This window comes from Streptomyces sp. NPDC005863 (genome assembly GCF_042871345.1).
Classification (GTDB): domain Bacteria; phylum Actinomycetota; class Actinomycetes; order Streptomycetales; family Streptomycetaceae; genus Streptomyces.
Genome location: NZ_JBIAII010000006.1, coordinates 121,779 through 146,509 on the forward strand (window position 1 = coordinate 121,779; position 24,731 = coordinate 146,509).

General features: G+C 69.8%; 27 protein-coding genes. 12 read left to right on the plus strand and 15 right to left on the minus strand.

The window, feature by feature from the left end; all coding sequences use genetic code 11:
- Positions 1-200 precede the first annotated feature (200 nt).
- The gene (locus ACFYO9_RS22070; RefSeq protein ID WP_358774993.1) at positions 201-1,472 is read left to right on the plus strand and encodes an amidohydrolase family protein; all 1,272 of its coding nucleotides are present in this window, start codon (positions 201-203) and stop codon (positions 1,470-1,472) included.
- Positions 1,473-1,738: 266 nt separating this feature from the next.
- On the opposite strand, the gene ACFYO9_RS22075 is transcribed toward ACFYO9_RS22070, so the two are convergent.
- From ACFYO9_RS22075 to ACFYO9_RS22130, 12 genes are all read right to left on the minus strand, one after another.
- Positions 1,739-2,140: a hypothetical protein gene (locus ACFYO9_RS22075; protein WP_358774991.1), complete on the minus strand. Its 402-nt coding sequence runs from the start codon at positions 2,138-2,140 to the stop codon at positions 1,739-1,741.
- A 96-nt stretch (positions 2,141-2,236) separates the two neighbouring features.
- Positions 2,237-2,644 carry a transposase gene (locus ACFYO9_RS22080; protein ID WP_388666525.1) on the minus strand — a complete coding sequence of 136 codons (408 nt, stop codon included), beginning with the start codon at positions 2,642-2,644 and terminating at the stop codon, positions 2,237-2,239.
- Positions 2,532-3,116, minus strand: coding sequence for an IS5 family transposase (locus ACFYO9_RS22085; RefSeq protein ID WP_358774989.1), 585 nt, complete (start codon positions 3,114-3,116; stop codon positions 2,532-2,534). Before ACFYO9_RS22085 ends, ACFYO9_RS22080 begins: the two co-directional genes overlap by 113 nt.
- 76 nt (positions 3,117-3,192) lie before the next feature.
- Positions 3,193-3,603, minus strand: coding sequence for a hypothetical protein (locus ACFYO9_RS22090; RefSeq protein ID WP_355807745.1), 411 nt, complete (start codon positions 3,601-3,603; stop codon positions 3,193-3,195).
- Between the two features lie 3 nt (positions 3,604-3,606).
- On the minus strand, positions 3,607-4,509 hold the full coding sequence (locus tag ACFYO9_RS22095) for a DUF6192 family protein (protein WP_355807744.1): 903 nt from the start codon (positions 4,507-4,509) through the stop codon (positions 3,607-3,609).
- Positions 4,510-5,696: 1,187 nt separating this feature from the next.
- Positions 5,697-6,152 carry a hypothetical protein gene (locus ACFYO9_RS22100; RefSeq protein ID WP_355807742.1) on the minus strand — a complete coding sequence of 152 codons (456 nt, stop codon included), beginning with the start codon at positions 6,150-6,152 and terminating at the stop codon, positions 5,697-5,699.
- A 352-nt stretch (positions 6,153-6,504) separates the two neighbouring features.
- On the minus strand, positions 6,505-7,356 hold the full coding sequence (locus tag ACFYO9_RS22105) for a protein-L-isoaspartate(D-aspartate) O-methyltransferase (RefSeq protein WP_358774985.1): 852 nt from the start codon (positions 7,354-7,356) through the stop codon (positions 6,505-6,507).
- 170 nt (positions 7,357-7,526) lie between these two features.
- Positions 7,527-7,667 (minus strand): hypothetical protein, encoded by a 141-nt coding sequence (locus ACFYO9_RS22110; RefSeq protein WP_358774983.1) that lies wholly within the window; start codon positions 7,665-7,667, stop codon positions 7,527-7,529.
- Complete coding sequence (locus ACFYO9_RS22115; protein WP_358774982.1) at positions 7,661-8,035, minus strand: hypothetical protein; 375 nt, start codon at positions 8,033-8,035, stop codon at positions 7,661-7,663. Before ACFYO9_RS22115 ends, ACFYO9_RS22110 begins: the two co-directional genes overlap by 7 nt.
- A 132-nt stretch (positions 8,036-8,167) precedes the next feature.
- Positions 8,168-9,016 carry a helix-turn-helix transcriptional regulator gene (locus tag ACFYO9_RS22120; RefSeq protein WP_358774980.1) on the minus strand — a complete coding sequence of 283 codons (849 nt, stop codon included), beginning with the start codon at positions 9,014-9,016 and terminating at the stop codon, positions 8,168-8,170.
- 22 nt (positions 9,017-9,038) lie between these two features.
- Positions 9,039-9,491: a DUF6879 family protein gene (locus ACFYO9_RS22125; RefSeq protein ID WP_358710716.1), complete on the minus strand. Its 453-nt coding sequence runs from the start codon at positions 9,489-9,491 to the stop codon at positions 9,039-9,041.
- Positions 9,492-9,534: 43 nt separating this feature from the next.
- Positions 9,535-9,789, minus strand: coding sequence for a hypothetical protein (locus tag ACFYO9_RS22130; protein ID WP_358774978.1), 255 nt, complete (start codon positions 9,787-9,789; stop codon positions 9,535-9,537).
- A 586-nt stretch (positions 9,790-10,375) separates the two neighbouring features.
- Here ACFYO9_RS22130 and ACFYO9_RS22135 point away from each other — a divergent pair.
- From ACFYO9_RS22135 to ACFYO9_RS22180, 10 genes are all read left to right on the plus strand, one after another.
- Positions 10,376-11,320 carry a TIGR03619 family F420-dependent LLM class oxidoreductase gene (locus ACFYO9_RS22135; protein ID WP_358774976.1) on the plus strand — a complete coding sequence of 315 codons (945 nt, stop codon included), beginning with the start codon at positions 10,376-10,378 and terminating at the stop codon, positions 11,318-11,320.
- A gap of 68 nt (positions 11,321-11,388) precedes the next feature.
- Complete coding sequence (locus ACFYO9_RS22140; RefSeq protein ID WP_358774974.1) at positions 11,389-12,174, plus strand: glucose 1-dehydrogenase; 786 nt, start codon at positions 11,389-11,391, stop codon at positions 12,172-12,174.
- 186 nt (positions 12,175-12,360) lie between these two features.
- Positions 12,361-13,488, plus strand: coding sequence for an LLM class flavin-dependent oxidoreductase (locus ACFYO9_RS22145; RefSeq protein WP_355807726.1), 1,128 nt, complete (start codon positions 12,361-12,363; stop codon positions 13,486-13,488).
- Positions 13,489-14,139: 651 nt separating this feature from the next.
- Positions 14,140-15,879, plus strand: coding sequence for a D-aminoacylase (locus ACFYO9_RS22150; RefSeq protein WP_358774973.1), 1,740 nt, complete (start codon positions 14,140-14,142; stop codon positions 15,877-15,879).
- Entirely contained in the window at positions 15,876-17,393 is a 1,518-nt protein-coding gene (locus ACFYO9_RS22155) for an aldehyde dehydrogenase family protein (protein ID WP_358774971.1), read from the plus strand. Before ACFYO9_RS22150 ends, ACFYO9_RS22155 begins: the two co-directional genes overlap by 4 nt.
- A 166-nt stretch (positions 17,394-17,559) precedes the next feature.
- The gene (locus tag ACFYO9_RS22160; RefSeq protein ID WP_358774970.1) at positions 17,560-17,859 is read left to right on the plus strand and encodes a hypothetical protein; all 300 of its coding nucleotides are present in this window, start codon (positions 17,560-17,562) and stop codon (positions 17,857-17,859) included.
- Positions 17,860-17,863: 4 nt separating this feature from the next.
- Positions 17,864-19,186 carry a hypothetical protein gene (locus tag ACFYO9_RS22165; protein ID WP_358774969.1) on the plus strand — a complete coding sequence of 441 codons (1,323 nt, stop codon included), beginning with the start codon at positions 17,864-17,866 and terminating at the stop codon, positions 19,184-19,186.
- A gap of 8 nt (positions 19,187-19,194) precedes the next feature.
- A complete protein-coding gene (locus ACFYO9_RS22170) occupies positions 19,195-19,608 on the plus strand; it encodes a hypothetical protein (protein WP_358774967.1) in 414 nt (137 codons plus the stop codon).
- Positions 19,595-20,227, plus strand: coding sequence for a hypothetical protein (locus tag ACFYO9_RS22175; RefSeq protein WP_358774965.1), 633 nt, complete (start codon positions 19,595-19,597; stop codon positions 20,225-20,227). Before ACFYO9_RS22170 ends, ACFYO9_RS22175 begins: the two co-directional genes overlap by 14 nt.
- Positions 20,228-20,269: 42 nt before the next feature.
- Positions 20,270-20,902: a hypothetical protein gene (locus tag ACFYO9_RS22180; RefSeq protein WP_358774963.1), complete on the plus strand. Its 633-nt coding sequence runs from the start codon at positions 20,270-20,272 to the stop codon at positions 20,900-20,902.
- Positions 20,903-20,914: 12 nt separating this feature from the next.
- Here ACFYO9_RS22180 and ACFYO9_RS22185 read toward each other — a convergent pair whose 3' ends face one another.
- From ACFYO9_RS22185 to ACFYO9_RS22195, 3 genes are all read right to left on the minus strand, one after another.
- Positions 20,915-22,459: a CehA/McbA family metallohydrolase gene (locus ACFYO9_RS22185; protein ID WP_358774961.1), complete on the minus strand. Its 1,545-nt coding sequence runs from the start codon at positions 22,457-22,459 to the stop codon at positions 20,915-20,917.
- A 161-nt stretch (positions 22,460-22,620) separates the two neighbouring features.
- Positions 22,621-23,016 carry a hypothetical protein gene (locus ACFYO9_RS22190; protein WP_358774960.1) on the minus strand — a complete coding sequence of 132 codons (396 nt, stop codon included), beginning with the start codon at positions 23,014-23,016 and terminating at the stop codon, positions 22,621-22,623.
- Between the two features lie 251 nt (positions 23,017-23,267).
- Positions 23,268-23,690 carry an ankyrin repeat domain-containing protein gene (locus tag ACFYO9_RS22195; protein ID WP_358774958.1) on the minus strand — a complete coding sequence of 141 codons (423 nt, stop codon included), beginning with the start codon at positions 23,688-23,690 and terminating at the stop codon, positions 23,268-23,270.
- A 150-nt stretch (positions 23,691-23,840) separates the two neighbouring features.
- Between ACFYO9_RS22195 and ACFYO9_RS22200 the strand changes: the two genes are divergently transcribed.
- Positions 23,841-24,704, plus strand: coding sequence for a TIGR03619 family F420-dependent LLM class oxidoreductase (locus ACFYO9_RS22200; protein ID WP_358774956.1), 864 nt, complete (start codon positions 23,841-23,843; stop codon positions 24,702-24,704).
- The last annotated feature ends 27 nt before the right edge of the window (positions 24,705-24,731 follow it).

The window sequence follows — 24,731 nt, forward strand, 5'->3', positions numbered from 1 at the left end:
CAGTTTGCCTTGTTCATGGCGGATGCGTCAGCCGTGCGAGACGGCTCTCACAGGGTCCTCGCACGACATTCCGGATCGCTTTCCCGCCACGGGGGCGCCCGGGTGGCCGAGGGGTGGCGGCCGGACGGCGGCGATGTGTCGGCCGCCGATTCCCGTACGAGTAGCTGACGACCCGTCAGATCGACGCTACCGTGAGCCGTATGGAGACCACGCAGACGACGCCGACCACCCAGAGCCCGGCGGCCCCGGCGGGCCCGGAGAGCTTCCCGAAGATCATCTCGGTGGACGACCACACGGTCGAACCCCCTCATGTCTGGCAGGACCGGCTCCCGTCGAGGTACCGGGACCGCGGCCCCCGCATCGTCCGCGCCCCCCTGCGCGAAATGTCGTTCCTGGGCGGGAAGTTCGCCCCCGTCATGGGCGAGCAGGGCGAGGACGGACCCATCGGGGACTGGTGGATCTACGAGGACCTGCACCGCCCGCTCACCCGCCTCGACACGGCGGTCGGCTACGACAGGGACGAGATCAAACTCGAGGTCATCACGTACGAGCAGATGCGGCCCGGCTCGTTCGACGTGCCGGACCGGCTCGCCGACATGGACGTCAACCACGTCCAGTCCGCCCTCTGCTTCCCGACCTTCCCGCGCTTCTGCGGCCAGACGTTCACCGAGGCCAAGGACCGCGAGCTCGCGCTGCTCTGCGTCCGGGCGTACAACGACTGGATGGTGGAGGAGTGGTGCGGGCCAAAGGCGCACGGCCGCCTCATACCACTCACCCTCATCCCGCTCTGGGATGCCGAGCTCGCCGCGGCGGAGGTACGGCGCAACGCCGCACGCGGGGTACGGGCGGTCGCCTTCTCCGAGATTCCGCCGCACCTCGGACTGCCCTCCATCCACACCGACGCGTGGGACCCCTTCCTGCGCGCCTGCGACGAGACCGGCACGGTCGTCGCCATGCACATCGGCTCGTCCAGCAAGATGCCGTCCACCTCGGCGGACGCGCCGCCGGCGGTCGGCTCCACCATCACCTTCGCCAACTGCTGCTTCTCGATGGTGGACTGGCTGATGAGCGGCAAGTTCGAACGCTTCCCCAACCTCAGGATCATGTACGCGGAGGGCCAGATCGGCTGGATCCCGTACATCCTGGAGCGCGCGGACGTCGTCTGGGAGGAGAACCGTGGGTGGGGCGGCGTCGCGGACAAGGTCACGCGCCCGCCGTCCGAACTCTTCACGGAACACGTCTTCGGCTGCTTCTTCGACGACGCGTTCGGCCTGAAGAACCTCGACTCCATCGGGGTGGGAAACGTCCTGTACGAGACGGACTACCCGCACTCCGACTCCACTTGGCCGAAGTCCCGCCAGGTGGGCGAGGACCAGATGGGCCACCTGGCACCGGACGTGGTGGAACGGATCGTACGCGGCAACGCGGTGGAGCTTCTTGGTCTTACGGGGGAGGGGTTGTGGGCACCGTGAGCTGGCCGGGGGCCTTGGGCGGTGGGGGGTGAGGTGCTGCGTTTCCCTGCGGGGCCGGGCTGGTGGGTGAGGTTCCCTGCGGTGTGCGGTTCGGGTGGGGCGGGTGGCTCACCCCGCGAGGTGCGGCTCGGGTGGGGGCGGGGCCCCGGCTCCTCTCCGCGGGCTGCGAACAGGCCCGCCGCTCCGCGGCGGATGTCTCCCACCCACCCACCCGTTTGCCCCGCGACGCAGGGCGGGGTAGGGGCGGGGGCCCGGCGCGGGAGTCGTCAGGGGGTGCCGGCGCCGGTGCCGTGGTCGGGCTCGTCGAGCCACAGCCGGGTGCCGGTGTCATCGACTGTGAGGCCGTAGCGCGTGTAGTGCGGGCCCCCGGCGTGCTTCCACCGGGAATAGGCGCCGACGACGTCCTCCCACAGGTTGCGCGGCCCGTAGACGGTCACGGCGTCCGGTTCCCACCACCGGTGGTGGTTGACGATGGTGACGTTGGCGCCGGTGGCATCCCAGAACTGGACCTGCCGCCCCTCGCCGTCTCCGCGTTCGGTCAGGCTGATGTCCGGGAGGGCCAGGCCGAGGATGAAGTCCTGCCCCCAGGTGCCGCCCAGCAGCTCCGCGGGGTCGATGCGGGAACTGGTCCTGGTGAACTCGGCGGGCGGGGTGAGAAGCTGTTTCACATCTCTTTCTGCAGTTCAGGGGCATGATCTGCGGTGGTGATCCCGTTTGCCGTTCGGTTCGGCGTCAATGGACGGGTAGGCGAACGTCAGGATCGATCAGGCGGCTGCTGCGAGCTCTTTCTGGGCCAACGCAGGCGCTCCGCGGCGGTGTTGGCGGGCGAGTCGGCGGGTCATGAGGGTGATGAAGGCCCACTGGATGTGTGCTTCGGCGTGGGACATGAGGCGTTCGTAGTCCCTCGCGTTGCGCCTGGCCCGCATCGTCCACGAGTTGCTGCGCTCCACCACCCACCTCTTGGGCAACAGGACGAATCCGACGGCGTCCTCGGGGCGGGGGACGACCTTGATGGTGATGCCGAGTGTGGTCTGGGCCCAGGCGGCGAACTCCGCTCCGCTATAGCCGTTGTCGGCTATAGCCGTTGTCGGCCCAGACCAGGACGATCTCAGGGTGGGCGGCGTGCAGGCGGGTGAGCAGGATGCGGGCGGCGGCCCGCTCCTGGACGTCAGCGGGAGTGACGAGCAGATCGACGAAGAGCCCGTCTTGGTCAACGATGAGGTGGCGCTTCCTCCCATTGATGTCTTTGCGTTTGTCGTATCCGCGAGTGGCGCTGGAGACGGTCTCGGCGCCCTTGACGGACTGCGCGTCGATGATCACGCGGACCGGCCAGGGGCAGCGGTCGCTGTTCAGACGGATGCGGCGCCTGAGTTGGTCGAGGATCTTCGTGAGCACGCCCGCCTTCGCCCAGCGGGCGAAGTAGCCGAAGGTCGTGCGCCAGGGGATGGCGAAGTCGGCGGGCAGAGCGCGCCATTTCGCTCCGTTGTCGACGATATAGCGGATGCTGTCGACGACACGGCGCCGCGGCCACTTCTCCGGCGCTCCGCCCTTGGTGGTCTGGCATGCGGGGGTCGGCAGGAGGGGCTCCAGTTGCGTCCATTCGAAGTCGGACAGGTCGGAGGGGTAGTGGTAGCGCGGCAGCATGGCGAGGCCGGGCCGCGACCGCGGGGAGGGGAGGAAACTGCCGTGCGGTCGCGGCCCGTTACCTTTCCGTGATGAGTTATTCCAGGTGGGACAGGAGCTCGAAGGTGGATTCGACGGCCCTCATCTGCGTGATCACGGTGCGGATGTAGGGGTCGTCGGGTGCCTTCTTCTCGTGGGCGAGCAGGATGCCCTCGATGAAGTTGGTCACGCGGTGGCGCAGGATGTCGAAGAACGCCCGCTCGTAGCCGATCCAGACCTCCGGCGCGTCCTCCAGCATCCGGTAGCCCCAGGTCTTGTCCCAGGTCACCGGCGGAAGACCGCGGGCGGCCGCGATCTTCCGCAGGCTCGCGATCCCGGTGTATGCCTGGGAGCGGGTGCGTTCGGTGGCGGCCATCATCTGGGTGATCGTCAGCCCGGAGGGGCGGGCCTCCTGGAGGGCCTTGAGGACGGCTTCGGCGTGGACGTGAGCGGGGAGGCCCCGCCCCATCGCCTATTCACCCGAGCCTTTCAGCAGCTTTTCCAGCTGCTCGTCCAGGTCGACTTCGCCGCGAGTGACGGCGTTCTCGATCCAGTCCGCCGCGGCGCGAACACGGGAGAGGCCGCGTTCGATGGTGTCGCGTTCGGCGTCGTCGTAGCGTTCGCCCTTCAGGTTCGGGACAATACGGCCGGCCGTCGCGACGAACTGGGCGCAGGCCGCGACCAGGTCCATGAACTGTGTACTGTGTTCCATGCGCTGCAGCTGCGGGGCAGCTTCCTCGTGCACGTACTGGGCCTGCTGGCGGAACCGGTCGAACTGCGCCTCATTCACCGCATGCCGAGCGGTGTCGTCGGCCATAGCCTTCGTGGCGACCGCGGGGCGGCGCAGGAAGTCGGTGGTCACCACTGCGGCGACCGAGTCGTCGGTGGCCAGGTCGTGGATCGCCTCGACCTTCTCCTGAATGTTCTGCGGGGAGTCGACTTTCCAGCCGACCACGCGTTTGGCACTGTCGTGCGTCCAGCGTGGCGGCCCGCCGCGCGGATAGGGCGGGGGGTTGTTCACCGCCTCGAAACGCTCCTGCTCATCGGGGATGGACGCCAGGATCTTGTGGATCGTGTGGGAGACGTCCGCCCGGCGGTGCTGCTTTGGCCAGCGCGAGGCAACCCACCGGTAGTCGCGGACCGTGGAGTAGGCCAGGCCGATGTCCTCCGCGAACATCCGGATGGCCTCGCTGACGGTGAACAGGTCGTCCTTCCCGAATGGGTTCGCGCCTCCATAGGAGCGCATCGGCTCGATCTCCCCGGCCGCGTCCCCGACCTGCCACTGGGCCGCGCTCATCGTGGCCACCCAGTCCCGCCCCAGCTTGACCAGCTCGTCGTAGCGTTCCCGGCTCACACTCCCGACCATCGCGGTCATCCGGACCACCCCCACGGTTTAGGGCGCGGCACCCCTTGCACCGTCAACTCGCCCTGCAATACCGGCACTTGGCACCATGAGGCAGACCCGGAAGGCCATCCAGGGCGCATGTCCCGGCGCGTGGAGCGGCCCCGGCCGTGCTGGGCGCGCGGCTCACACCCCGGCTTGCCGCGTGCGCCGCCTGTGCCAGGCCCGTTTGCGGCAGCGGGGAGAGCAGTACGTTGCCGAGGCAGGACGTTCGACACCGACTGTCCACGCCTGCCCGCACTGCGGGCACTCGGCTCTCCGGCCGGCCTGCACCGCCTCGGTCCGCGCCCGCATCCGCCGGCCCTCGCGCCAGCTCCGCGAACGGCACTTCGACGAGCAGAACACCGCCGTCGCCTTCGCCTTCGGCATCAACGGCTCACCGCACCCACGGCACAACCGCGGGCCCGCAGCGACGTCCACGGACGCCACCAGCCGCAGCCGAGGCGCCCTCTTCCCGGTCATACCGGCACCGTACGCACGACGACGGCAGATGGGCTCGGCGCTCGTGGAAGTCGCCCAGGGCAGGGTGGCCGATGACCATCACAACCGGCGAAGGGCCGGGCAGCCGTTCACCAGCGGCCGCCCGGCCCTTCGCCATGTATCAGCCGGCCATGCACAGCCGAGCGATTACGCACACGTCGACCCAACGTGGAACGGTGAGGGCCTACACAGGCCGCGCAGCTATAGCGGCCATGCAGGGGGGCAACTTCGGTCCTCGCGAACGTGGCGAGCTCGGTGGCGACGACAGTCTCACCTACTGCCCATAGAGGCAGCTCAGGAACACCGGCTCCCCATCTTCGCGAACTTACGGTTGTACCCCTTGGTATCCCACCACTCTTCCAAAAGGCCACGCACCAGCTGAACCAGTTGACGAAGACGCTCAGGATCAGGGGCTGACGAGGTGAACACGTCCACAAAGGACCTGTCACTCCATGGCAGTGTGAACACCCAGCACTCGTCGGCGTGACCCTTCCGCTCGATGCTGAGCCGGTAGGTCAACGTGACGCTGCGGTCCGGGTGATGGTCTACCGTCAGGTCGGTGACGTTGAACCTGGTCCCGCCATCATCGGAGGTGTATGAGCGAGCCAGGACGCGCTCAGCCGGTGTGTAAGCCACCATATGCACCTCTCACCTCGTCCGCGGATAGCCCACGTTAGTCGCTAGCAGCTGGCGGCGGCGAGGCTCGTGACCCGGTAAGCGGTCCGCAGGTCGTTGGTGCCGGCGGGCGTTCCGATCTTGGTACGGAACGTTTCGCGGCTTGGGCAGGAAGCGCTCCAGGTCGAGTACCCACCTCCGTTCCACTTGCCGGACCATATGGCGGCACTGGTCTTCCTATCCATCGTGCTGTTCCAGCCGTGCCCCGCCTTGATGTGCTTCCAACCCCACGTGCGGGTGCCGCAGCGCAACGTGTACTTCTCAGGCCCGCGGAAGTACGTGCGCACGACGTAGTTCTTACCGTGACTCCTGCAGGCCGTGTTGGGATCAACGGCCTGCACCGTCACGTCTGGTCCGCTCGAAGAAGCCGTAGCGGATCCAGCTGCCGGAATGAGCAGGGCCGACGCAACGACGCCAGCGGTAAGCGCCGCCTTGACGTTGCGGGATGTGTTGCCGAGCAAAGATCCCCCTTGTGGTTGGCCTCCGTGGTAATGAGAGGCGCGATCGGCCTCGGCTCCGAGACCGAGCGTGATCGGACCATGTCACTCCGTGCACCGTCAATCGGGATATGATCATTCAGGCCATCGTGCGGACAAGGGCTAACCGACGGCGAGCCGCCTTGCGCCGCCGCCCACATGAGGGGCTGGACATCGCCAGAACTAGCGGGAACAACGCGATGCTCACTCACGTAGCCAGCGTGAGATTCGCGTCGTTCCCGCTGCTGACGTGGCGAAGGAACGGCAGTTGGGACGCTGACCCCGGCTCCGGCCGGACGACGTAGACCTGCGCAGAAAGCCGACTCAACTTGTCATGTCAGGACCCGACACAGCTTCTGAGGTGGCGGGCGGGGCGGTGGGCGCGGGCGAGCATGTAGAAGGCGGAGCCCACGAAACGCCCGGTGGCGATGCCCTCGGTGTCGACGGTGAGCTTCAACAGCGCGCCGCCGCTGCCGTATGCGGTGGTGTACGGCGTGACGATGACGGCGCCTTCGGCGGCTTGGTGGCGCCAGGCGTCGGGAACGCGGCACACGGAGGCCGTCGCGATGATCCTGTCGTAGGGGGCGGTCGGCTCCCACCCGTCCAGGCCGTCCCCGCACACCGCCGTGGGCGCGTACCCGGCCGCGCGCAGGTTCTTCCGCCCCCACGCGGAGAGCGCGCCGTCGCATTCGAGCGTGGTCAGACGGCCGGGGCCGACGCGCTCGCACAGCAGCGCCGAGTCGTAGCCCGACGCGGTGCCCAGGTGCAGCACCCGGTGATCGGGCGCGAGGTCGAGCTGATGGAGTTTCTCGAAGACGATGTCCAGGGCGGAGATCGATGAGGAGAAGTCCCCGCGGGCGGGCCCGTCCTCGACGCGAGTTGCCCCGTCGTTCATCTGCGTGACCAGTGAGGCGTGAGTACCCCACACGGTGCGCCGCCAGACGTCCTCGTCCAGGTCACGGTCGATGACCGGGTACAGACCCTCGCTGTCGGCGACAGGGCTCCAGAAACGGGCGGGCGCGAACGCCTCGCGGTCCACGGCGTGGAAGGCGGGCCGAAGCCACGGGGACCTGAAGGCCCCCATGACCTCGAGCTCTTGCGCGGCGATGTGACGGTGGTCCACGAGCCCGCCCGCTATGTCCGCGGGCCGCTGCCGTCCGGGGACGGCGGTGTCGGCGGCGGCGTCCACGGCTTGTCGGACGGCTCTCCCTGGTGCTTACCCATGGCGTGTGGCCTTTCGTGGCGGGGTGGTGGTGGTGCGTGCGTGCGTGGGGTGAGGGGCTGGGCCTCCCGGCGGATCCGGCCCGGGCACGGGCCCGGTGGGCGTACTCACGGAGGCACCTCCGGATCGGTGATGGTTCAGGAGCGGGAGAGCACCGCGTACAGGGCGGTACTGAACGACACGATCACCAGCGCGATGAACCCCGTGGTGATGAGGGTCTCGACCGGACGCGAGCGGTGCGGGCGCCGGGCGTGGTGGCGCTCCCAGCCGTTCACCACCGGGGCACGACCGCGTTCTTCAGCAGCCGGCACGCGCCGGTGAGCAGATACAGGCGGGCGACGGGGTTGGTGAAGACGGCCGCCCGCTGGTCCTCGTGGACGGCCTGGCCGTGGCGGATGGAGTCCGCCAGGACGTCGCGGGCGCGTTGCGCGGCCGGAGTGCTGCCGCCCATGGCGACGAGACGGCTCTCGGCCTGGGTGAGCAGCGGTGGCAGATAGGAGGACAGCTCGGCGGCGACCTCGTCGGCGAGCGGACCGGCAGGGTCGGCGACGGCGAGGCCTTCGGCGCGGTGGACGGCGTTGTCGAGGCGAGCCAGGTCCACCGGCTCACCATCGCGGCGCGCGGAACTCGGAGCGGGGGAACTCATGCGGGGCCTCCCGATGTCGGTCAGGGCTGAGTCGTTCGCGCTCCGTCGTCGTGGCGAGCGTGGAGACAGCAATGACGCTAGAGATGGCCGAAGGGAGGGTGCCAGGAAGTTGCGCGAAGTTGCGCGGCAGGGTCAACCAAGGGCGGTGAGTTGCGCGGTCACCAGAGCGCGGGCCGCAGGCCCGAAGACTGCCATCTGCCGCAGCCGGTCGAAGGCGCGCGCGTAGACCTGGATCTCTTCGGGGTCCTTGATGTTGATCTCCGCCGTGAGCGTCTCGACCTGCACACGGCTGGTGTCGAAGATCATGAACGTCTCCAGCGGCCACATGGCCCGCTCTGCGTTCTGCGGGATGATGCCGAACGCGACGGACGGCAGAGACATGATTTCCAGCAGGTAACCGAGCTGCCCGGCCATCACGGACGGTGTCCCGAACCGGTAGGCCAGCACGGCCTGCTCGATGAGGAACACGAAGCGGTGCTGGGGCTCGTAGATGACGCGGGACCGCTCCAGGCGTGCGGTGGCCGCTTCCGGGGCGTCGTTGGGGGTGCCCTGGAAGTTGCTGATCGTCGCCAGGAGAGCTTCGACGTAACCGTGCACCTGGGACAGGCCGGGGGCGACGTTGGAGCAGTACACGCGAAACAGCCGCGTCTGCTCGTACAGCGGCACAGCGCTCTCCTGCATGTGGCGGATGCCGGTGCGGTGCAGCCGCTTCCACTCCACGTACAGCAGATCCGCGTCCCGTGTCCGGGCGATCAACTCCTCCACGACGCCGGGCGTGCGGCAGGCGGCGCACCAGGTGCGGATGTCCGCGTCCGTGGGCAGCGTCCGCGCGTTCTCCAGCCGCGACACCTTCGACTTGTGCCAGCCGCAGGCGGCCGCGACCTCGATCGCCTTGAGGCCGGCGCTCTTACGCACGTCGACCAGGCGTGCGGCGACCTGGGCGCGGGCCGCCTGCGCGGCCGAGGAAGGCGTACTCGTCATGGTTGCGCGGAGTGCGGCCGCTTCAGACGGAGAACCGGGAGTGGTCGACCCCTAGTTCCCAGACAGTCTCGAAGGCGTCCGCGCATTGCTTGATCACGGCCTGGTCGGTGCTGACCTGCGGCTCAATTGCCAGGCCGTCACCGGTGAATACGTTGAAGCGGATGATGCGTTCGTCGATCAGCCAGAAATCGTTGCCCGGCAGCAATAGATGCGACGCCTTCGCGCGGGGCAGCCAGCGCACCTGCTCTCCGGCGAACAGATTCGCGCCGGTGATCGCATGCTCGAAACGGATGTACTCCGTAACAGGTTCTGACACCACACGGGCACGGCGTACCTCGACGCCTCGGGCGACTGTGCGCTGTACCAGCTCGACCCAGGGGCGCCAGAAGTCCGATTCGAAACCGGGTACTTGCCCGGTGGCGCGCCAAGCGGCGACGGTGTCCGCCTCCTCGCTCACCCTGTAGCTGTCGCGCATCTCCAGATGCAGGGCCCGGTGTTGGGTGCTGTCGAGGAGTTCGTCAAAGCCGGGAACGTTCGACAACGTCGCATGCCTCCCTGATCTGCGCCACCATTCGCGCGGGAACGCGGATGACGGCCTCGGTGTCGGGTTTCGGGCTGTCGCTTGCACAACGCTCCAGTGTGGCGGCGTCAGCAAGCCACCCCTGGATGACCAACTCGGTTTCTGTACCGGGGCCTTCGGGCTGGTCCACCCACACTGCCGGGCAGTTGCCTCCACCGGTGTCCGGGTCGAGCCCGATGAGAAGTAGTGCCATGACCGCCTCCTGCGTCCGGAGAGTTGCGCCATGTTGCGGTCCGATCATCCCGGAGTGGGGCACCGCAGGGAAGGGGTCATTCCAGTCGTCGAACTCTTTGAGCCGCCCACGGATGCCAGATGCACCCTGCGGGCGCTCGCTGCTGGTACATCCGCGCGCGGGGCGCAGCGAGGGCCTCCCGCCCCCTCTGCGGGCTGCTGCGCCCCGTGACGCCGCGGTGGGAGCGCTGGCGGACAGACGTCCGCCTCCATGTGCGGTGGCGCGGGGAGCTGCCCCACCGGGCCGCAGCCGCGTACGAGACGGGAGGGGACGTGGGGGTATGTGCGCACGGAGCACCGAGCCAGCAATAGCAATGTTGTCCGCGAGGCGTGGCGAACAGTGGATGGCGAGTACGCACATACCCCCGCGGCCCCGCACCCACAGACGAACCCAAGGCGCAGACGCCACGCCCCCGCACCCGCACCACCCAAGACAGCCCCGCAAGCGCACCCGCCCCCAGCCCTTGCCTGACACCCCGTCAGGTAGCAGCATGTGACGTGCCGTCAGATTTACCTTCACGCACCCATACACAGGGAGTAGGGCAACCATGAGCTTTCCGGTGGGGCGGGTCGTCTATGGGATGCAGCTTCCCGTCCAGTCCCAGAGTTCCCTCTACGCCGAGCCCTGGGAGGCCCGCGCCGCCCCCGAAGACCTCCTGGAAATCGCCCGCACCGCCGACCGCACCGGCTTCGCCTACATCGCGAGCTGCGACCACGTCGCCATCCCCCGCCGTCTCGCCGACGCGATGAGCACCACCTGGTACGACCCCGTCGCCACCCTCGCCTTCCTCGCCGCCGCCACCCGGCACGTCCGCCTCATGAGCCACGTCGCCATCGTCGGCCTGCGCCACCCCCTCCTCTCCGCCAAGCAGTACGCGACCCTCGACCACCTCAGCGGCGGCCGGCTGATCCTCGGGGTCGGCGCCGGACACGTACCGGAGGAGTTCGAGGCGCTCGGCGTCGACTTCGAGCGGCGCGGCCCCCTCCTCGACGAGACCGTCGACGCGCTCAGGGCGGCCCTCGGCCCGGACCAGTACCCCGAACACCACGGCGACCACTACGACTTCAGCGACCTCGGCCAGCTCCCCCGCCCCGCCCAGCCGCACGTCCCCCTCTGGGTCGGCGGCTCCTCACCCGCCGCCGTCCGCCGCGCCGCGACCCGCGCCGACGGCTGGCTCCCGCAGGGTGACCCGCGCGACAAGCTTCCCGCCCAGATCGCCCGCCTCCGCCGGCTCAGGGAGGACGCGGGCATCACGGAACGGATCGTCGTCGGGGCCATCACCGAGGCCCTCTACGTCGGCGAGCCCGCCTGGTCCGTGGGCCGCCGCACCCTCACCGGCAAACCCGACGCGCTCGCCGAGTCCCTGCGGGAGTACGGGGCGATGGGCGTCGACCAGATCCAGGTGAGGTTCCGCAGCCGCAGCCGTACCGAACTCACCGACCAAATGGCCGCGTTCGCCGCGGACGTGGCCCCCCACCTCAACAACGACTGAAGCCACCGTAGCCATTCAAACTACTGACAGCGCCACGACCTCCCTCTCACCAGGGCAAAGGAGCACCCATGGGCAAGCTGGACGGCCGCGTCGTCATCGTGACCGGCGCGGCGCGCGGGCAGGGCGAGCAGGAGGCGCGCCTCTTCGTCGAGGAGGGCGCGAAGGTCGTCGTGGCCGATGTGCTCGACGAGCAAGGAGAGGCGCTCGCCCAGGAGTTGGGAGAGAAGAGCGCGCGCTACGTCCACCTGGACGTGGGCGACGAAGAGCAGTGGCGGACAGCCGTAGCCACCACGAAGGACGCCTTCGGCAAGATGGACGGCCTCGTCAACAACGCGGGCATCCTCCGCTTCAACGAACTGGTCAGCACCCCCCTGGAAGAGTTCCAGCAGATCATCCAGGTCAACCAGATCGGCTGCTTCCTCGGCATCCGCACCGTCGCCCCCGAGATCGCCGCGGCCGGCGGCGGCACGATCGTGAACACCGCCTCCTACACCGCCCTCACGGGCATGGCCTTCGTCGGCGCGTACGCCGCGACGAAGCACGCCATCCTCGGCCTCACCCGGGTCGCCGCGGTGGAGCTCGCCGGGCGGAACGTCCGCGTCAACGCCGTGTGCCCCGGCGCCGTCGACACCCCCATGACCAACCCCGCCCAGCTCGACCCGGACGCCGACCCGCAGGCGGCGGGCGAGGCGGTCGCGGAGCTGTACAAGAAGCTGGTGCCGCTCGGGCGGATCGGACGGCCTCAAGAGGTCGCCGCGCTCGCGCTCTTTCTGACGGGGGACGACTCCGCGTACATCACGGGCCAGCCGTTCGTCATCGACGGAGGGTGGCTGGCGGGCGTCAGCGTCGTGTGACGGCATCGTGTGACGGTGGCGCAGGGCGCCGGCCGGCCGGGGAGTCACCTGCGGTCCGGCGGGTGCGCGGCTCAGCTGACGCCGTATCAGGTATTGACGCCCCGACCCCCCGGTGAAACAGTCGACGCATCACGATCTGACGGGTCGTCAGAAACCGTCAGAACCTCACGAGGACGGTGAACCTCCTTGGAATTCGGTCTCTTTGTACAGGGATACGTGCCCGCCCAGCGGGCTAAGGTCGACCCCGAAGCGGAGCACAAGGCGCTCATCGAGGAGACCGAGTACGTCATCCAGGCGGACAAGTCCGGCTTCAAGTACGCGTGGGCCTCCGAGCACCACTTCCTGGAGGAGTACTCCCACCTCTCCGCCAACGACGTCTACCTCGGATACCTCGCGCACGCGACCGACCGCATCCACCTGGGCTCCGGCATCTTCAACCCGCTCGCCCCGGTCAACCACCCGGTGAAGGTCGCCGAGAAGGTCGCCATGCTCGACCATCTCTCCGAAGGACGCTTCGAGTTCGGCACGGGGCGCGGTGCCGGTTCGCACGAGATCCTCGGCTTCATGCCGGGCATCACGGACATGAACCACACCAAGGAGATATGGGAAGAGACCATCGCCGAGTTCCCCAAGATGTGGCTGCAGGACGAGTACGTGGGGTTCCAGGGCAAGCACTGGTCGCTGCCGCCCCGCAAGATCCTGCCCAAGCCGTACGGGAAGTCGCACCCCGCGATGTGGTACGCCGCCGGGTCCCCGTCCTCGTACGCCATGGCCGGCAAGAAGGGGCTCGGCGTCCTCGGGTTCAGCGTGCAGAAGGTCTCCGACATGGAGTGGGTCGTCGAGTCCTACAAGTCGGCCGTCAAGGAGGCCGAGGCGGTCGGCGACTTCGTCAACGACAACGTCATGGTGACCTCCACGGCGATCTGCGCGGAGACGCACGAGAAGGCGGTCGAGATCGCGGTCGGCGGCGGGCTCAACTACCTGCAGTCGCTGCTCTTCCGCTACCACGACACCTTCCCCCGGCCCGAGGGCATCCCCGAGTGGCCCGAGCTGCTCCCCGAGTACAGCGCGGAGATCATCGAGCTGCTCATCGCCGAGGAGCTGATGATCTGCGGCGACCCGGACGAGGTGCTCACGCAGTGCAAGCGGTGGGAGCAGGCGGGGGCGGATCAGCTCAGTTTCGGGCTGCCGATCGGGATCTCGCCCGAGGACACGAAGAACACGATCAAGTTGATCGGGGAGCATGTGATTCCCAAGATCGATACGGATCCTGTGCATCGGACCTCGCGGTTCCGGGCGGGGGCGGGGGCGTAGCCCGCCGGGCTTGGACCTCATTACTCCCCGGCCTCCTCTCCCGGATGGAGGCCGGGGCCCTTCCCGGGCGGAGGGCGGTGTCACGGGGGTGCCGTCGCGGGGGCGCTGCCCCCGGGCCCCCGGATCGTCGCCCTTCGGGCTCGTCCTCAAGCGCCGGACGGGCTGAAACGTTCGCCCCCACGGTGTGTCGTATGTCCGCCCGCCGGTGGGCCGTTCATCGCCCTCCGGGCTCGTCCTCAAACGCCGGACGGGCTGAGAGATCCCCCCGGGCGGGGCTGAGAGAATCCCGGGCGGGTTGAGAGACCCCCGTACGGGTTGAGAGACCCCCGTACGGGTTGAGAGACCCCCGTACGGGCTGAGAGAACCCCGTACGGGCTGAGAGTCCCCTGGAGGGGCTGAAAGATCCCCGGGCGGGTTGAGAGAACCCCGTACGGGCTGAAAGCCCCCGGGCGGGCTGAGAGACCCCGTACGGGCTGAAAGATCCTCCCGGACGGGCTGAGGAGAACCCCGTACGGGCTGAAAGCCCTCCCGAACGGGCTGACAGACCCCCGTACGGGCCGAAATCCCGCCCCCCCCAAACCGCAACGCCCCCTCATACCCCCCTACCCCCCTACCCCCATACCCACCCCGCTCCTCGGAAGGGGACCCGTCATGCTTGATCACCTCATTGCGGGCGTCACCGTCGTTGACGGGACCGGTGGACCCGCCTACGTCGCCGACGTCGGGATTCGGGACGGGCGGATCGCTGTCATCGCCGAGCCCGGTACCGTCACCGAGGAGGCGCGGAGCCGTGAGAACGCCCAGGGGCGAGTCCTCGCTCCCGGGTTCGTCGATCCGCACACGCACTACGACGCCCAGCTCTTCTGGGACCCGTACGCCACGCCCTCCCTCAACCACGGCGTGACCACCGTCGCCGGCGGCAACTGTGGGTTCACGCTCGCGCCGCTCCATCCGGAGCGGGCCGGTGACGCCGACTACACGCGGCGGATGATGTCGAAGGTCGAGGGGATGTCGCTGGTCGCCCTGGAGGAGGGCGCGCCCTGGACGTGGAGTTCGTTCGGGGAGTATCTCGACGCCCTCGAAGGGCGGATCGCCGTCAACGCCGGCTTCATGGTCGGGCACTGCGCGCTGCGCCGGTACGTCATGGGCGCCGACGCCGTCGGAGGGCAGCCCTCCGGTGCGCAGCTCGACGAGATGGTGCGGCTCTTCCACGAGGCCATGGACGCCGGGGCCTGGGGGCTCTCCACCACCCAGTCCTCCACCCACTCCGACGGCGACGGGCAGCCCGTCGCGTCCCGCCACGCCCGCCCCGCCGAGCTGCTCGCGCTCAGCCGGGCCGTCGCCGAGCACGAGGGGACGCAGCTGGAGGCGATCGTCGCCGGGTGTCTCGACCAGTTCGGCGACGACGAGATCGATCTGCTCGTGGAGATGAGCGCGGCCGCGGGACGGCCCCTCAACTGGAACGTGCTCACCATCGACGCCGCCGTCCCCGAACGCGTGCCGCGCCAGCTCGTGCCGAGCGAGCGCGCCCGTAAGGCGGGCGGCCGCATCGTCGCGCTGACCATGCCGATCCTCACCCCCATGAACATGTCGCTCGGCACGTTCTGCGCCCTCAACCTCATCCCGGGGTGGGGTGAGGTACTGGGACTGCCCGTGCCCGAGCGGATCGCGAAGCTGCGCGACCCCGGCGTGCGCGCCGAGATGCTGGCGCACGCCAGCAGCAAGGAGGCGGGCGTCTTCCGGCGGCTCGCCCGGTTCGACCGGTACGTCATCGGGGACACGTACTCCGAGGCGAACGAGGGCCTCACCGGGCGGGTGGTCGGGGACATCGCCGCCGAGCGGGGGCAGGAGCCCTTCCACTGCCTCGTGGAGATCTGCGCCCACGACGAGCTGCGCACCGTCCTGTGGCCCATGCCGACCGACAACGACCCCGACTCCTGGGCGCTGCGGGCCGAGACCTGGCAGCACGAGGACGTCATGCTGGGCGGCTCGGACGCGGGCGCGCATCTGGACCGCATGTGCGGCGCCCCGTACACGACCCGGTTCATCGGCGACTGTCTGCGCGGGCGGAAGCTCGTCGGGCTCGAACAGGCCGTGAAGATGCTCACCGACGATCCGGCGCGGCTCTTCGGGCTGCGCGAGCGGGGCCGGATCGTCGAGGGGTTCCACGCCGACCTGGTCCTGTTCGACCCGGAGCGGATCGACGCGGGCAAGGCGACGCTCGTGCACGACCTGCCCGGCGACAGCCCCCGCCTTGACTCCAAGGCGATCGGAGTCGAGGCGGTGTGGGTCAACGGCGTCGAGGCGATCCGCGGCGACGTGGTGACCGGCGCGGTGCCGGGCAAGGTGCTGCGCTCCGGGCGCGACACCAGGACGGTGAGCACCAAGTGAGCGGCACCGGTGTCGGGGCGGGGGGCCCGCGCGCCCGGCGGCTGTTCATCGGCGGCGAGTGGACCGAGCCCGACCACGGGCACTACGAGGTGGTGAACCCCGCCACCGAGGAGGTCGTCGGCCTCGCGCCCGAGGCGAGCGGCGCGCAGGTGCACGCGGCGGCCGCGGCGGCCCGTGAGGCCTTCGCGGGCTGGTCGCGCACGAAGCCGGAGGAGCGGGCGGCGATCCTGGAGCGCGCCGCGGCAGTGCTGCGGCGTGACGCGGACACGTACACCGCACTGGCCCGCGCCGAGAGCGGCGCGACGACCGGCACGGCGCGCGGCATGCAGGTCGCGGTCGCGGTGGCGCGCTTCCAGCGGTACGCCAAGGGCGCCCTGGAGCCGGTCGAGGAGGCGCTGCCGCCGCAGATCAACGATGCCGGGCCGATGGGGAGGGCGGGCATCATCGGGGCGCTCGCCGTCCGCCGGCCCGTCGGCGTGGTCACCTGCATCACCTCGTACAACAACCCCTGGGCCAACCCCGCCGGCAAGGTGGCGCCGGCCCTCGCGATGGGCAACACGGTCGTCGTGAAGCCCGCCCCGCAGGACCCGCTGTCGGTGTACGGGATGGCGGCGGCGCTGGAGGAGGCGGGGGTGCCGCCCGGCGTGGTGAACGTCGTCTCCGGGACGGACCCGGCCGTCGGCGAGGCGGCGGTCGCCGCACCGGACGTCGACATGGTGAGCTTCACCGGTTCGACGGCCGTCGGGCAGCGCATCGGCGAGGTGTGCGGCCGCACGATGAAGCGGCAGCTGATGGAGCTGGGCGGCAAGGGCGCGGCGATCGTCTTCGACGACGTCGGCGAGGACGGGCTCGCCGCCGCGGTGGCGGGCATCGGCACGACGTTCTCCTTCTACAGCGGCCAGATCTGTACGGCACCGACCCGCGTCATCGCCCAACGGGGCATCTGCGACCGGCTCGTCGAGCGGCTCGCGGCGTACGCAGGGCACCTCAAGGCCAAGGTCGGTGATCCGGCCGCCGAGGGCACGGTGGTCGGGCCGGTGATCTCGGCCGCCCACCGCGACCGGATCGAGGGGTACGTCGAGGCCGGCCGCAAGGAGGGCGCCCGGCTCGTCGCGGGCGGCGAACGCCCCGCGCTCACCCGGGGCTTCTACGTCGCCCCGACACTCCTCGCCGACTGCACCCCCGACATGCGGGTGGTCCGCGAGGAGATCTTCGGCCCGGTGGTCGTCGTGGTCCCCTTCGACGCGGACGGCCCCGAGAACGCCGAGGACACCGCGGTGGCCCTCGCCGACGACAGCGACTACGGCCTCATCGACTATGTCTTCTCCGGCGACGTGGCCCGCGGCTTCCGGGTGGCCGGGCGGCTGCGCGCGGGCGGCGTCGGCGTGAACACCATCGGCCGCAACATGGAGGCCCCGTTCGGCGGCTTCAAGAAAAGCGGAGTGGGCCGCGACGTCGGCTCATACGCCCTGCACGCCTACAGCGAACTCCAGTCGATCGTCTGGCCGGGGTGAGACGCGGTAGCAGCATCTGTTCCGTATGCCCCGCTTTGCCGCCCCCGTGCGGAAGTTCGCCCTGGCGAAACCGATACCCCCACCGTTAGCGTCAGTCGTCTTGGTCAGAACTTTGCCTGACGGCGTACTGCGCCACAGCGGGATCGAACTGGGGGAACGGAACGGCATGGGTGACCCGGACCTGACGGTCGACTATGAGTTCCTCGCGGACTGCGAGCGCAAGCTCGGCCAGCTCAAGAGGACCTTCGAGGACATCGAGAACCGCCGGGACGACATGAACGAGCACTGGGGCTCCGGTTCCGTCGCCGGGGCCATGGAGGACTTCGTCAACAACTGGGACGACTACCGCACCAAGCTCGTCGAGTCCATCGAATCGGTCGGCAAGCTCGTGACCGGCAGCAAGAAGGCGTTCGAGGATCTCGACGAGAAGCTGGCCAAGACGGGCAAGAAGCAGCAGAAGAAGTGACGCCATGACACCGACATCCAAGCGCCGTCCGGTGGACTGGCAGCCGCTGTGCGACTCCGATCCCGTTCCCGGTGATCCGGAGGAGATCCGTGACGAGGTCAAGCACATGATCTCGGTGGCCAAGAAGCTCCGGGACCAGGCGAAGAACCTCAAGGCGATCAGCGACGACGAAACGCTCAAGGGCAAGTACGTGAAGTCCCTGCGCGAGGAGTCCTCGACGCTGGAGAAGCACATGCGGGAGGTGGCCGGGCGGTATGAGCGGGTGCACGGTCATCTGACCAAGTGGTCCAACGAGCTGGAGGACTTCCAGGGCGACGCGGACAAGATCCTGCGCCAGGCCAAGGAGAAGCAGGACGAGGTCGAAGCCGACAAGGCCAAGAAGTCCGGCTCGGAGGACAGTCCCGCCGACGACCCCCTCGAGTCGTACCGGACCCGCCTGCACACCGTCACCGGCGACCGGGACACCCGCGCCGACCACTACACGAGCGAGATCCGTGACGAGATCGACGACGTGATCGAGGATTCGTGGTGGGACGACGTCAAGGGCTGGGCCCATGACAACGCCGACCTGATCAAGGCGTTCATCGATGTTCTCGGCTGGATCGCGACGGCCGCGGGCTTTCTGGCGCTCGCCATCCCCGGGTTGAACCTCCTCGTCCTCGGTATCGCGGTGGTCACGATCGGACTGAGACTCCTGCTGGTGGCGTCCGGCGACGCCACCTGGACGGATGTCATCTTCGACGTCGTGGGCGGGCTGCTCGTCGTGGGCGGCCTCGGGGCCGCCGCGAAGCTCGCCAGCGGCGCCAAGGCCACCGTGGGTGCCGCTCAGACCGCCCGGACCGCCGGCCTGAGCCGAGGGCTCAGCGGCGTCAAGGGCATCCTGGACGACACGGGCCGCTTGATGACCAAACTGCCGCAAGGGCCGGGACGGCAGGCCGTCGGAGCGTCCCGTAACGCGATGCGCAAGTCCATCTCCCAGAATGTCGGCCTGGTCGCCAAGAACCCGCTGGGAGTCAGCCCCTGGTCGACGATCGGGCACCTCGGCGACAAGGAGATGGCAGGTATGGGGAAGCTGCTGAAGGCGAACAAGGCCGCTTTCCCGGAAGCCGCCGGGGCCGCTGCGGACAAGGCGTACAGGTCCTATCAAGCGGGCCTCGGCGTCGCCTGGACCGGCATGGGGATGGACGTCACGGACAAGGCGCTGGGGAAGAGCGACCTGACAAGCTTGACCCAGGAGAAGTTCGGAAGCGGTGAGAAGCCGTACAACGCGGCGTACTCGGACTGGAAGGACAACACCCTGAAGCCCGCCCCCGACACCCACTGGTGAGGAAGACCATGGACCTGTATTCGGCGCGACGCATTGCCGAGGCAGAAGCCGGCCGCACCGGACTCGGCACCGGCCCCAACCGGCGGCTCCGGCTGACGCTGCTCATCGGCATGCCGCTGTTCCTGCCGGTCCTGGGAATCATGATCCTGGTGCCGAAGTCCCTGATGCGCGACGTGCTCCATGTCTACGAGGCCGGGATCGTCGGCTGCCTCCTGCATTACGTCTGGGTGTTCGCGAAATACCCCCGCCACGCGGACCGTCCGCCCTACCTCACCCGGGATCTGGCCATGGGCGGTGGTTTCTTCCTGCCCTCGCTCTTCTTCGGCTTCTGGCCGGGCATGATCGCCGCCCCGGCGTGGGCGCTCTTCGTAGGCGCGGTGTACGCCGTGGAAGTGGCACGGGGGCGCAATGACAACCGCTGAGCGACGCCGGGCCCCGAACGGGTTCAATCTGGTGCCGCCGCCCGGCTGGGACGTGATTCCGCTGCGCACGGGCACCCAGGACGCGATGGACCGCATCGTCCGCAAGGCGGTCGGGCAACTCCCCGCCGGTTTTCCCAAGGACGACATTCCAAAAGCCCGGCTGAAGCTCCTCCAGGAGATGAAGAAGGTCGTGCGGCGGGCCCGGGCCAAGGGCGGCATGACCCTCTACCTCCCCACCGAACGCCTCCACGGTGTCGCGCTGCCCGTCTCGATCGTGGCCTCCGAACCGATCGAGGTTCCGGGGGTCAGGGCCGGGAGCGGCCCGGAAGCGGTCCTGGCGGCGCTCGCCTCCGGGACCCCCGGTGCCGAGATGCGGGAGCTGGACGACACCGCGGCCCTGCGCTCGGAGCGGGATGTACCCGCGGACCCCGCCCAGGACGTCGACGTCGCTCACCGCCGCGTCGAGTACTTCGTGCCGGTCCCGGACAGCACGCCTGACCAGTACCTCGCCTTTACCTTCAGCGCGCTGATCGCGCCCGGCTCGGATCCCGCCTTCTCCGACACGCTCGTGGAGCTGTACGACGCCGTGATGAGCACTTTCCGCTGGAGTTACGCCTGAGCGTCGCCCCGCCTGTTCACGACCCGACGAAAGAGACCGCTCATGTCCGACGGCATTCTGTGGAGCGCCGATCTCGGTGCTCCGCTCCACGTCGACACGGATGCCGATCCCATTCTGTGGGGTTATCTCCACCTTCAGATCGACAAGAAGACCTTCAAGGAATGGCTCGGCCTGCACCTGACCGGCATGGCCATGGTTCAGGGCGTCGAACTCACCCGTAAAATCCGCCGGTTCCACAAGAGCTTCTACGAGCGGATGATCGTCACGCTCCGGGACACGCTCCAGGTCGACGAGGCGTTCATCTACCACCCCGTTCCGCTGACCTATATGCCGCTGGTCGTGCACGCCACCCGTCTTAACTGCGACGCCCCTGACGCGGCCTCCTGCGAGGGACCCACCGCGCTCACGGTGCCGCATCCGGAAATCCCCGAGTGGCAGCAGCGCAGCGGCAGCGTTCCGTTCGCTTCGCCCCACCTCGGTGCGGACGGGGTCCGGGTCACCCGCTCCTACCCCGCCGACAGCTCCCTCATGATGACCTCGGTGTCGTACCACTGGCACACCCCGGCCGGCCTCCCCGATGTCCAGCTCCGCGGGCACCACGACGATCCGGAGTTGATCGCCGCGGTGGTGGAGCCGCTGGACGCCTTCGCGCGGACGCTCCGGCTTCCGGGGTAGGGGTGGCTCGGATCAGTCGCCCAGGAAGATCGGGTTCGTGAATGCCGTCAGGGCGCCGGGGAGTGGTGGGGTGGTTGCGGGGTGGCGGACCTCTGCTCGGACGTAGGCCGCGTAGGCCGCCGTGGTGCGCCATTCCACCGTGCCCGTGCCCGAGTCGGGCAGCGGTGGGCTCGTGTACAGGACGCCCTGGTCGGTGACGAAGCGGGCCGTGCAGCCGGGGGCGCCCTTGACGGTCAGGCGGACCGTCACCGGGGCGTCGCGGTCGACGTCGAGGCGTTCGCCGATGCCCGCGTGGCGGCCCTTTCCGCCGGCCGCCGTGAAGGCGAGTTCGACCGACTTCGACTCCGCCACGTAGGAGTGGCCGCGGCGCAGGCCCTCCTGGATGGCCTCGCGGGTCAGGTCGTCGGCGAGGACCACGGTCTGCGGGCCGCCGACGGGGTCGGGGTCGCGGTGCGCGTCGCTGTTGCCCATCGCCGGGATCCAGCGGCGGCCGCCGCGTACGGAGGCGACGAGTGTGCTGTCCCAGTCGGCGAGGGCGATCTCGTCGTCGGGGGTGTAGGGGCCGTTCCACGCCTCGATGACGTCCGCCTCGCCGAAGCCGAACTTCCAGTTGCAGCCGACGCAGGTGGCGTGCGGGTGGGCGGGGACGACCAGGCCGCCGGCCTCGCGAACCTCGCGGGCGTACTTGCCGAAGCGGTTGTCGCGGGCCCGGTAGCGCCAGTCGATGAACGTGCCGGGGTCCGTGCCGAGGGCGACCACGTGGCCGTTGCGGGTCGTCACCTCCTCGCCGAGCATGATCAGGAGGTCGCCGCCCGCGTGTTCGGCCCAGTGGGCGTGCGCGGCATGGGTGTTGTGCTCGGAGCTGTTGATGAAGTCCAGGCCCGCCGCGCGGGCGAGGGCGGCGATCTCGGCGAGGGTGCGTTTGCCGTCGGAGTGGACGGAGTGGAGGTGGCAGTCCCCGCGGTACCAGGCGCGGCCGCGGCCCTTCGCGCGCTCGGGCGGGTAGACCGGCTTCGGGGTCCGGCCGGGCGCCCCGTAGGTGAGGGTGATCGTCACCTCGTAGGGGAGGCCGTCGGGCGCCACCGTGTACGGGCCGAGGGCGATGTGCCAGGTGCCCGCGCGGACGGGGCCGGGAATGTAGCCGGGCGTCGCGTCGTCGGCGCGGACGAAGAACTCGGTGCGGGCGCCGCCGGACCAGCCGCGGAACCCCTCGCCGCCGAGCCCCGTGCCGCGCTCGTCGAAGACGCCGATGTCGAGGGCGTTGCCCTGGGTGCCGGGCGGCACGGCCGGCTTCTGGTAGGTGTACGAGACGTGCAACTCCCGTACCCCGCGCGGCACTTCGACCGGCAGGTACACGTAGTCGGGGGATCCGGTGGGCAGCGTGCCGCGCACCGTTCTCGTCTCCTTGGCGCCCGGCGCCCCGCCCTGCGCGGGGCCGCGCCCCTCGGCGCCTTCGGCGAAGCTCACGGTTCCCAACGTAAGCGCGGCGGCGGCTCCCGTCACGAACAGTCCGCGCCGGTTCAGTCCCGCGTGTCGCGGGTGGAGGTCCTCGCACATGCTGCGGCTCCCAGGGTGTCGGTGCTGACATGGGTGGTGCGTGCAACCCTGGTATTGAGCCGTGAACGGTGCGTCAAGGGAAGGCGATTGACGGACTTACCCCCGATGGACGGGTGTCGGCGCGGGCAGGCGGTGGCACGGGAGCCGGTTCAGGCGCCGGTTCAGGCGGGCGTCAGGGTGTGGAACTCGCAGAGGTCGGGGTCGCCGGAGTAGGTGTAGACCCGCAAGGAGTCCTTCTCGCCCGCGATGTCGTACCCGTTGAGCAGGCCGTCGGGAAGCTCGCCCGTGAAGTCGAATTGCAGGTCGAGGTCGCGGTCGTCCTTGTCGTCGCCCATCCCGCGCTCCACGGACCAGGTGCCCTTGCCCGAGATGCCCTTGGTCGTCTTGCTGATCTTCTCGAAGTCCTCGAGTACCGGCCAGTCCTCGGCGGTGAAGGTGCCGTCGGCCGCGAGGCGCAGGGTGCCCAGGGGGTCGCCGCGCCAACTGCCCACCAGATCGGCGGCGGAGAGGCCGGCCGGGGTGTCGCCCTCCGGACCGCACCGCACGAGCCGGGCCATGCAGCCGGTCGTCGTCAGCGTGCCGAGCAGGACCAGTGCCGTGACCCCGGCGCACGCCGCGACCGTTCGCCGGGCCGACCGGGCTGACCGGGCCGGCCGAGCTGTCCGAGCTGTCCGGGCTGGCTTAGCTGTCCCGGCTGTCCGAGCTCTCCGCGTTCCCCGCACCGTGTTCTCCCCGCCCCCGGGCGGCTCGTGTCGCACACCTGCCCGCAGTGTCCCAGGGGGTGTGCGACGCCCGGCCGACGGGGTGACTAGACCGCCCCCGCCGCCACCAGGACCGCCTCGGTCTCCGGGTACGGACCCCCCGCCCCCTGGCGCGCCCAGCGCAGCGGCGTACTGCCCGTGCCGTGGTCCTCGCGGAGGTTGGGGTCGGCGCCGTGGGCGAGGAGTTCGCGGACCGCGGCGAGGTGGCCCCACGCGGTGGCGCCGCACAGCGGGGTGCCGTCCGTGAGGCCGGTGCTCTCGGTGTCGGGGCGGGCGCCCGCCCGCAGCAGGGCCCGCACCGTGGAGGCGGCGCCGTGCACCGACGCGGCGTACAGGGCCGTCGTGCCGTCGGCCTCGGGGAGCTCCGGGTCGACGCCGGTGCGCAGCACGCGGCGCACGGTGTACGTGTCGCCGACCGCCGCCGCCCACACCAGCCGGTGGGTCAGCTTCTTCTGCTTCCGTCTGTTCACCGGTTCCGCTTCCGTTCGTTCACCGGCGCCAGGGTAATGAGCGCACGGGCATGGACCAACCGACTTTCCGGGGATAGGAAGAGGGCTCGGGCCCACCGGCCCGGACCGCCCGACGGCCGTCACCCCCGGACACGCTCGGAGGACTGAATCGTGCGCATCTCCGCGACGCTCTACATGACCGACGAGACGATCACCCCGGTACGCCTCGCCCAGGAACTGGAGCGGCGCGGTTTCGCCGGGCTCCACCTCCCTGAGCACACCCACATCCCCCTCCCGCGCGAGACCCCCTACCCGGGCGGTGACCTGCCGCCCGAATGCGCCCGCATGCTCAGCCCGTTCATCGCCCTCGCGCAGGCCGCCGCCGTCACCGAGCGGCTCGTGCTCGGCACGAACATCGCGCTGGTCGCCCAGCACGACCCCATCGACCTGGCCAAGCAGATCGCCACCCTCGACCACCTGTCCGGCGGCCGGGTCTCCCTCGGCATCGGCTACGGCTGGAACCGCGAGGAGGCCGAGGACCACGGCGTCCCGTGGGCCCGGCGCCGGGAGGTCGTGCGGGACCGGATGGCGGTGATGCGGGCGCTGTGGGCGGACCAACCGATGCCGTACGAGGGCGAGTTCGGGGCGGTGCGGGCGAGCGAGACGTATCCGAAGCCGCGGCGGGCGCCCCGCGCGCGGCTCGCCAAGGGGCCGCTGTTCGGGCCGCGCACGCTCGTCGGCGGGGCCGCGGGGCCGGGGCTGTTCGCGCACATCGCGGAGTACGCGGACGGGTGGATGCCGGTCGGCGGCAGGGGCCTGCGCGACGCGCTGCCGGTGCTGCGGTCGGCGTGGGCGACGGCGGGGCGCGCGGAGGGCGACCTGTATGTGGCGGTGACAGCCGTCGAGCCGGACCCCGGCAAGCTCGCCCACTACCGGGAGCTGGGCGTGGACGAGGTGATCGTGCAGTTGCCGCCGGGCGGGGAGAAGGAGGTGTGCGGGGCCCTCGACGGGCTCGGGCGGTACCTGGACGCGTGACCTCGGCGGTACCTGGACGCGTGACCT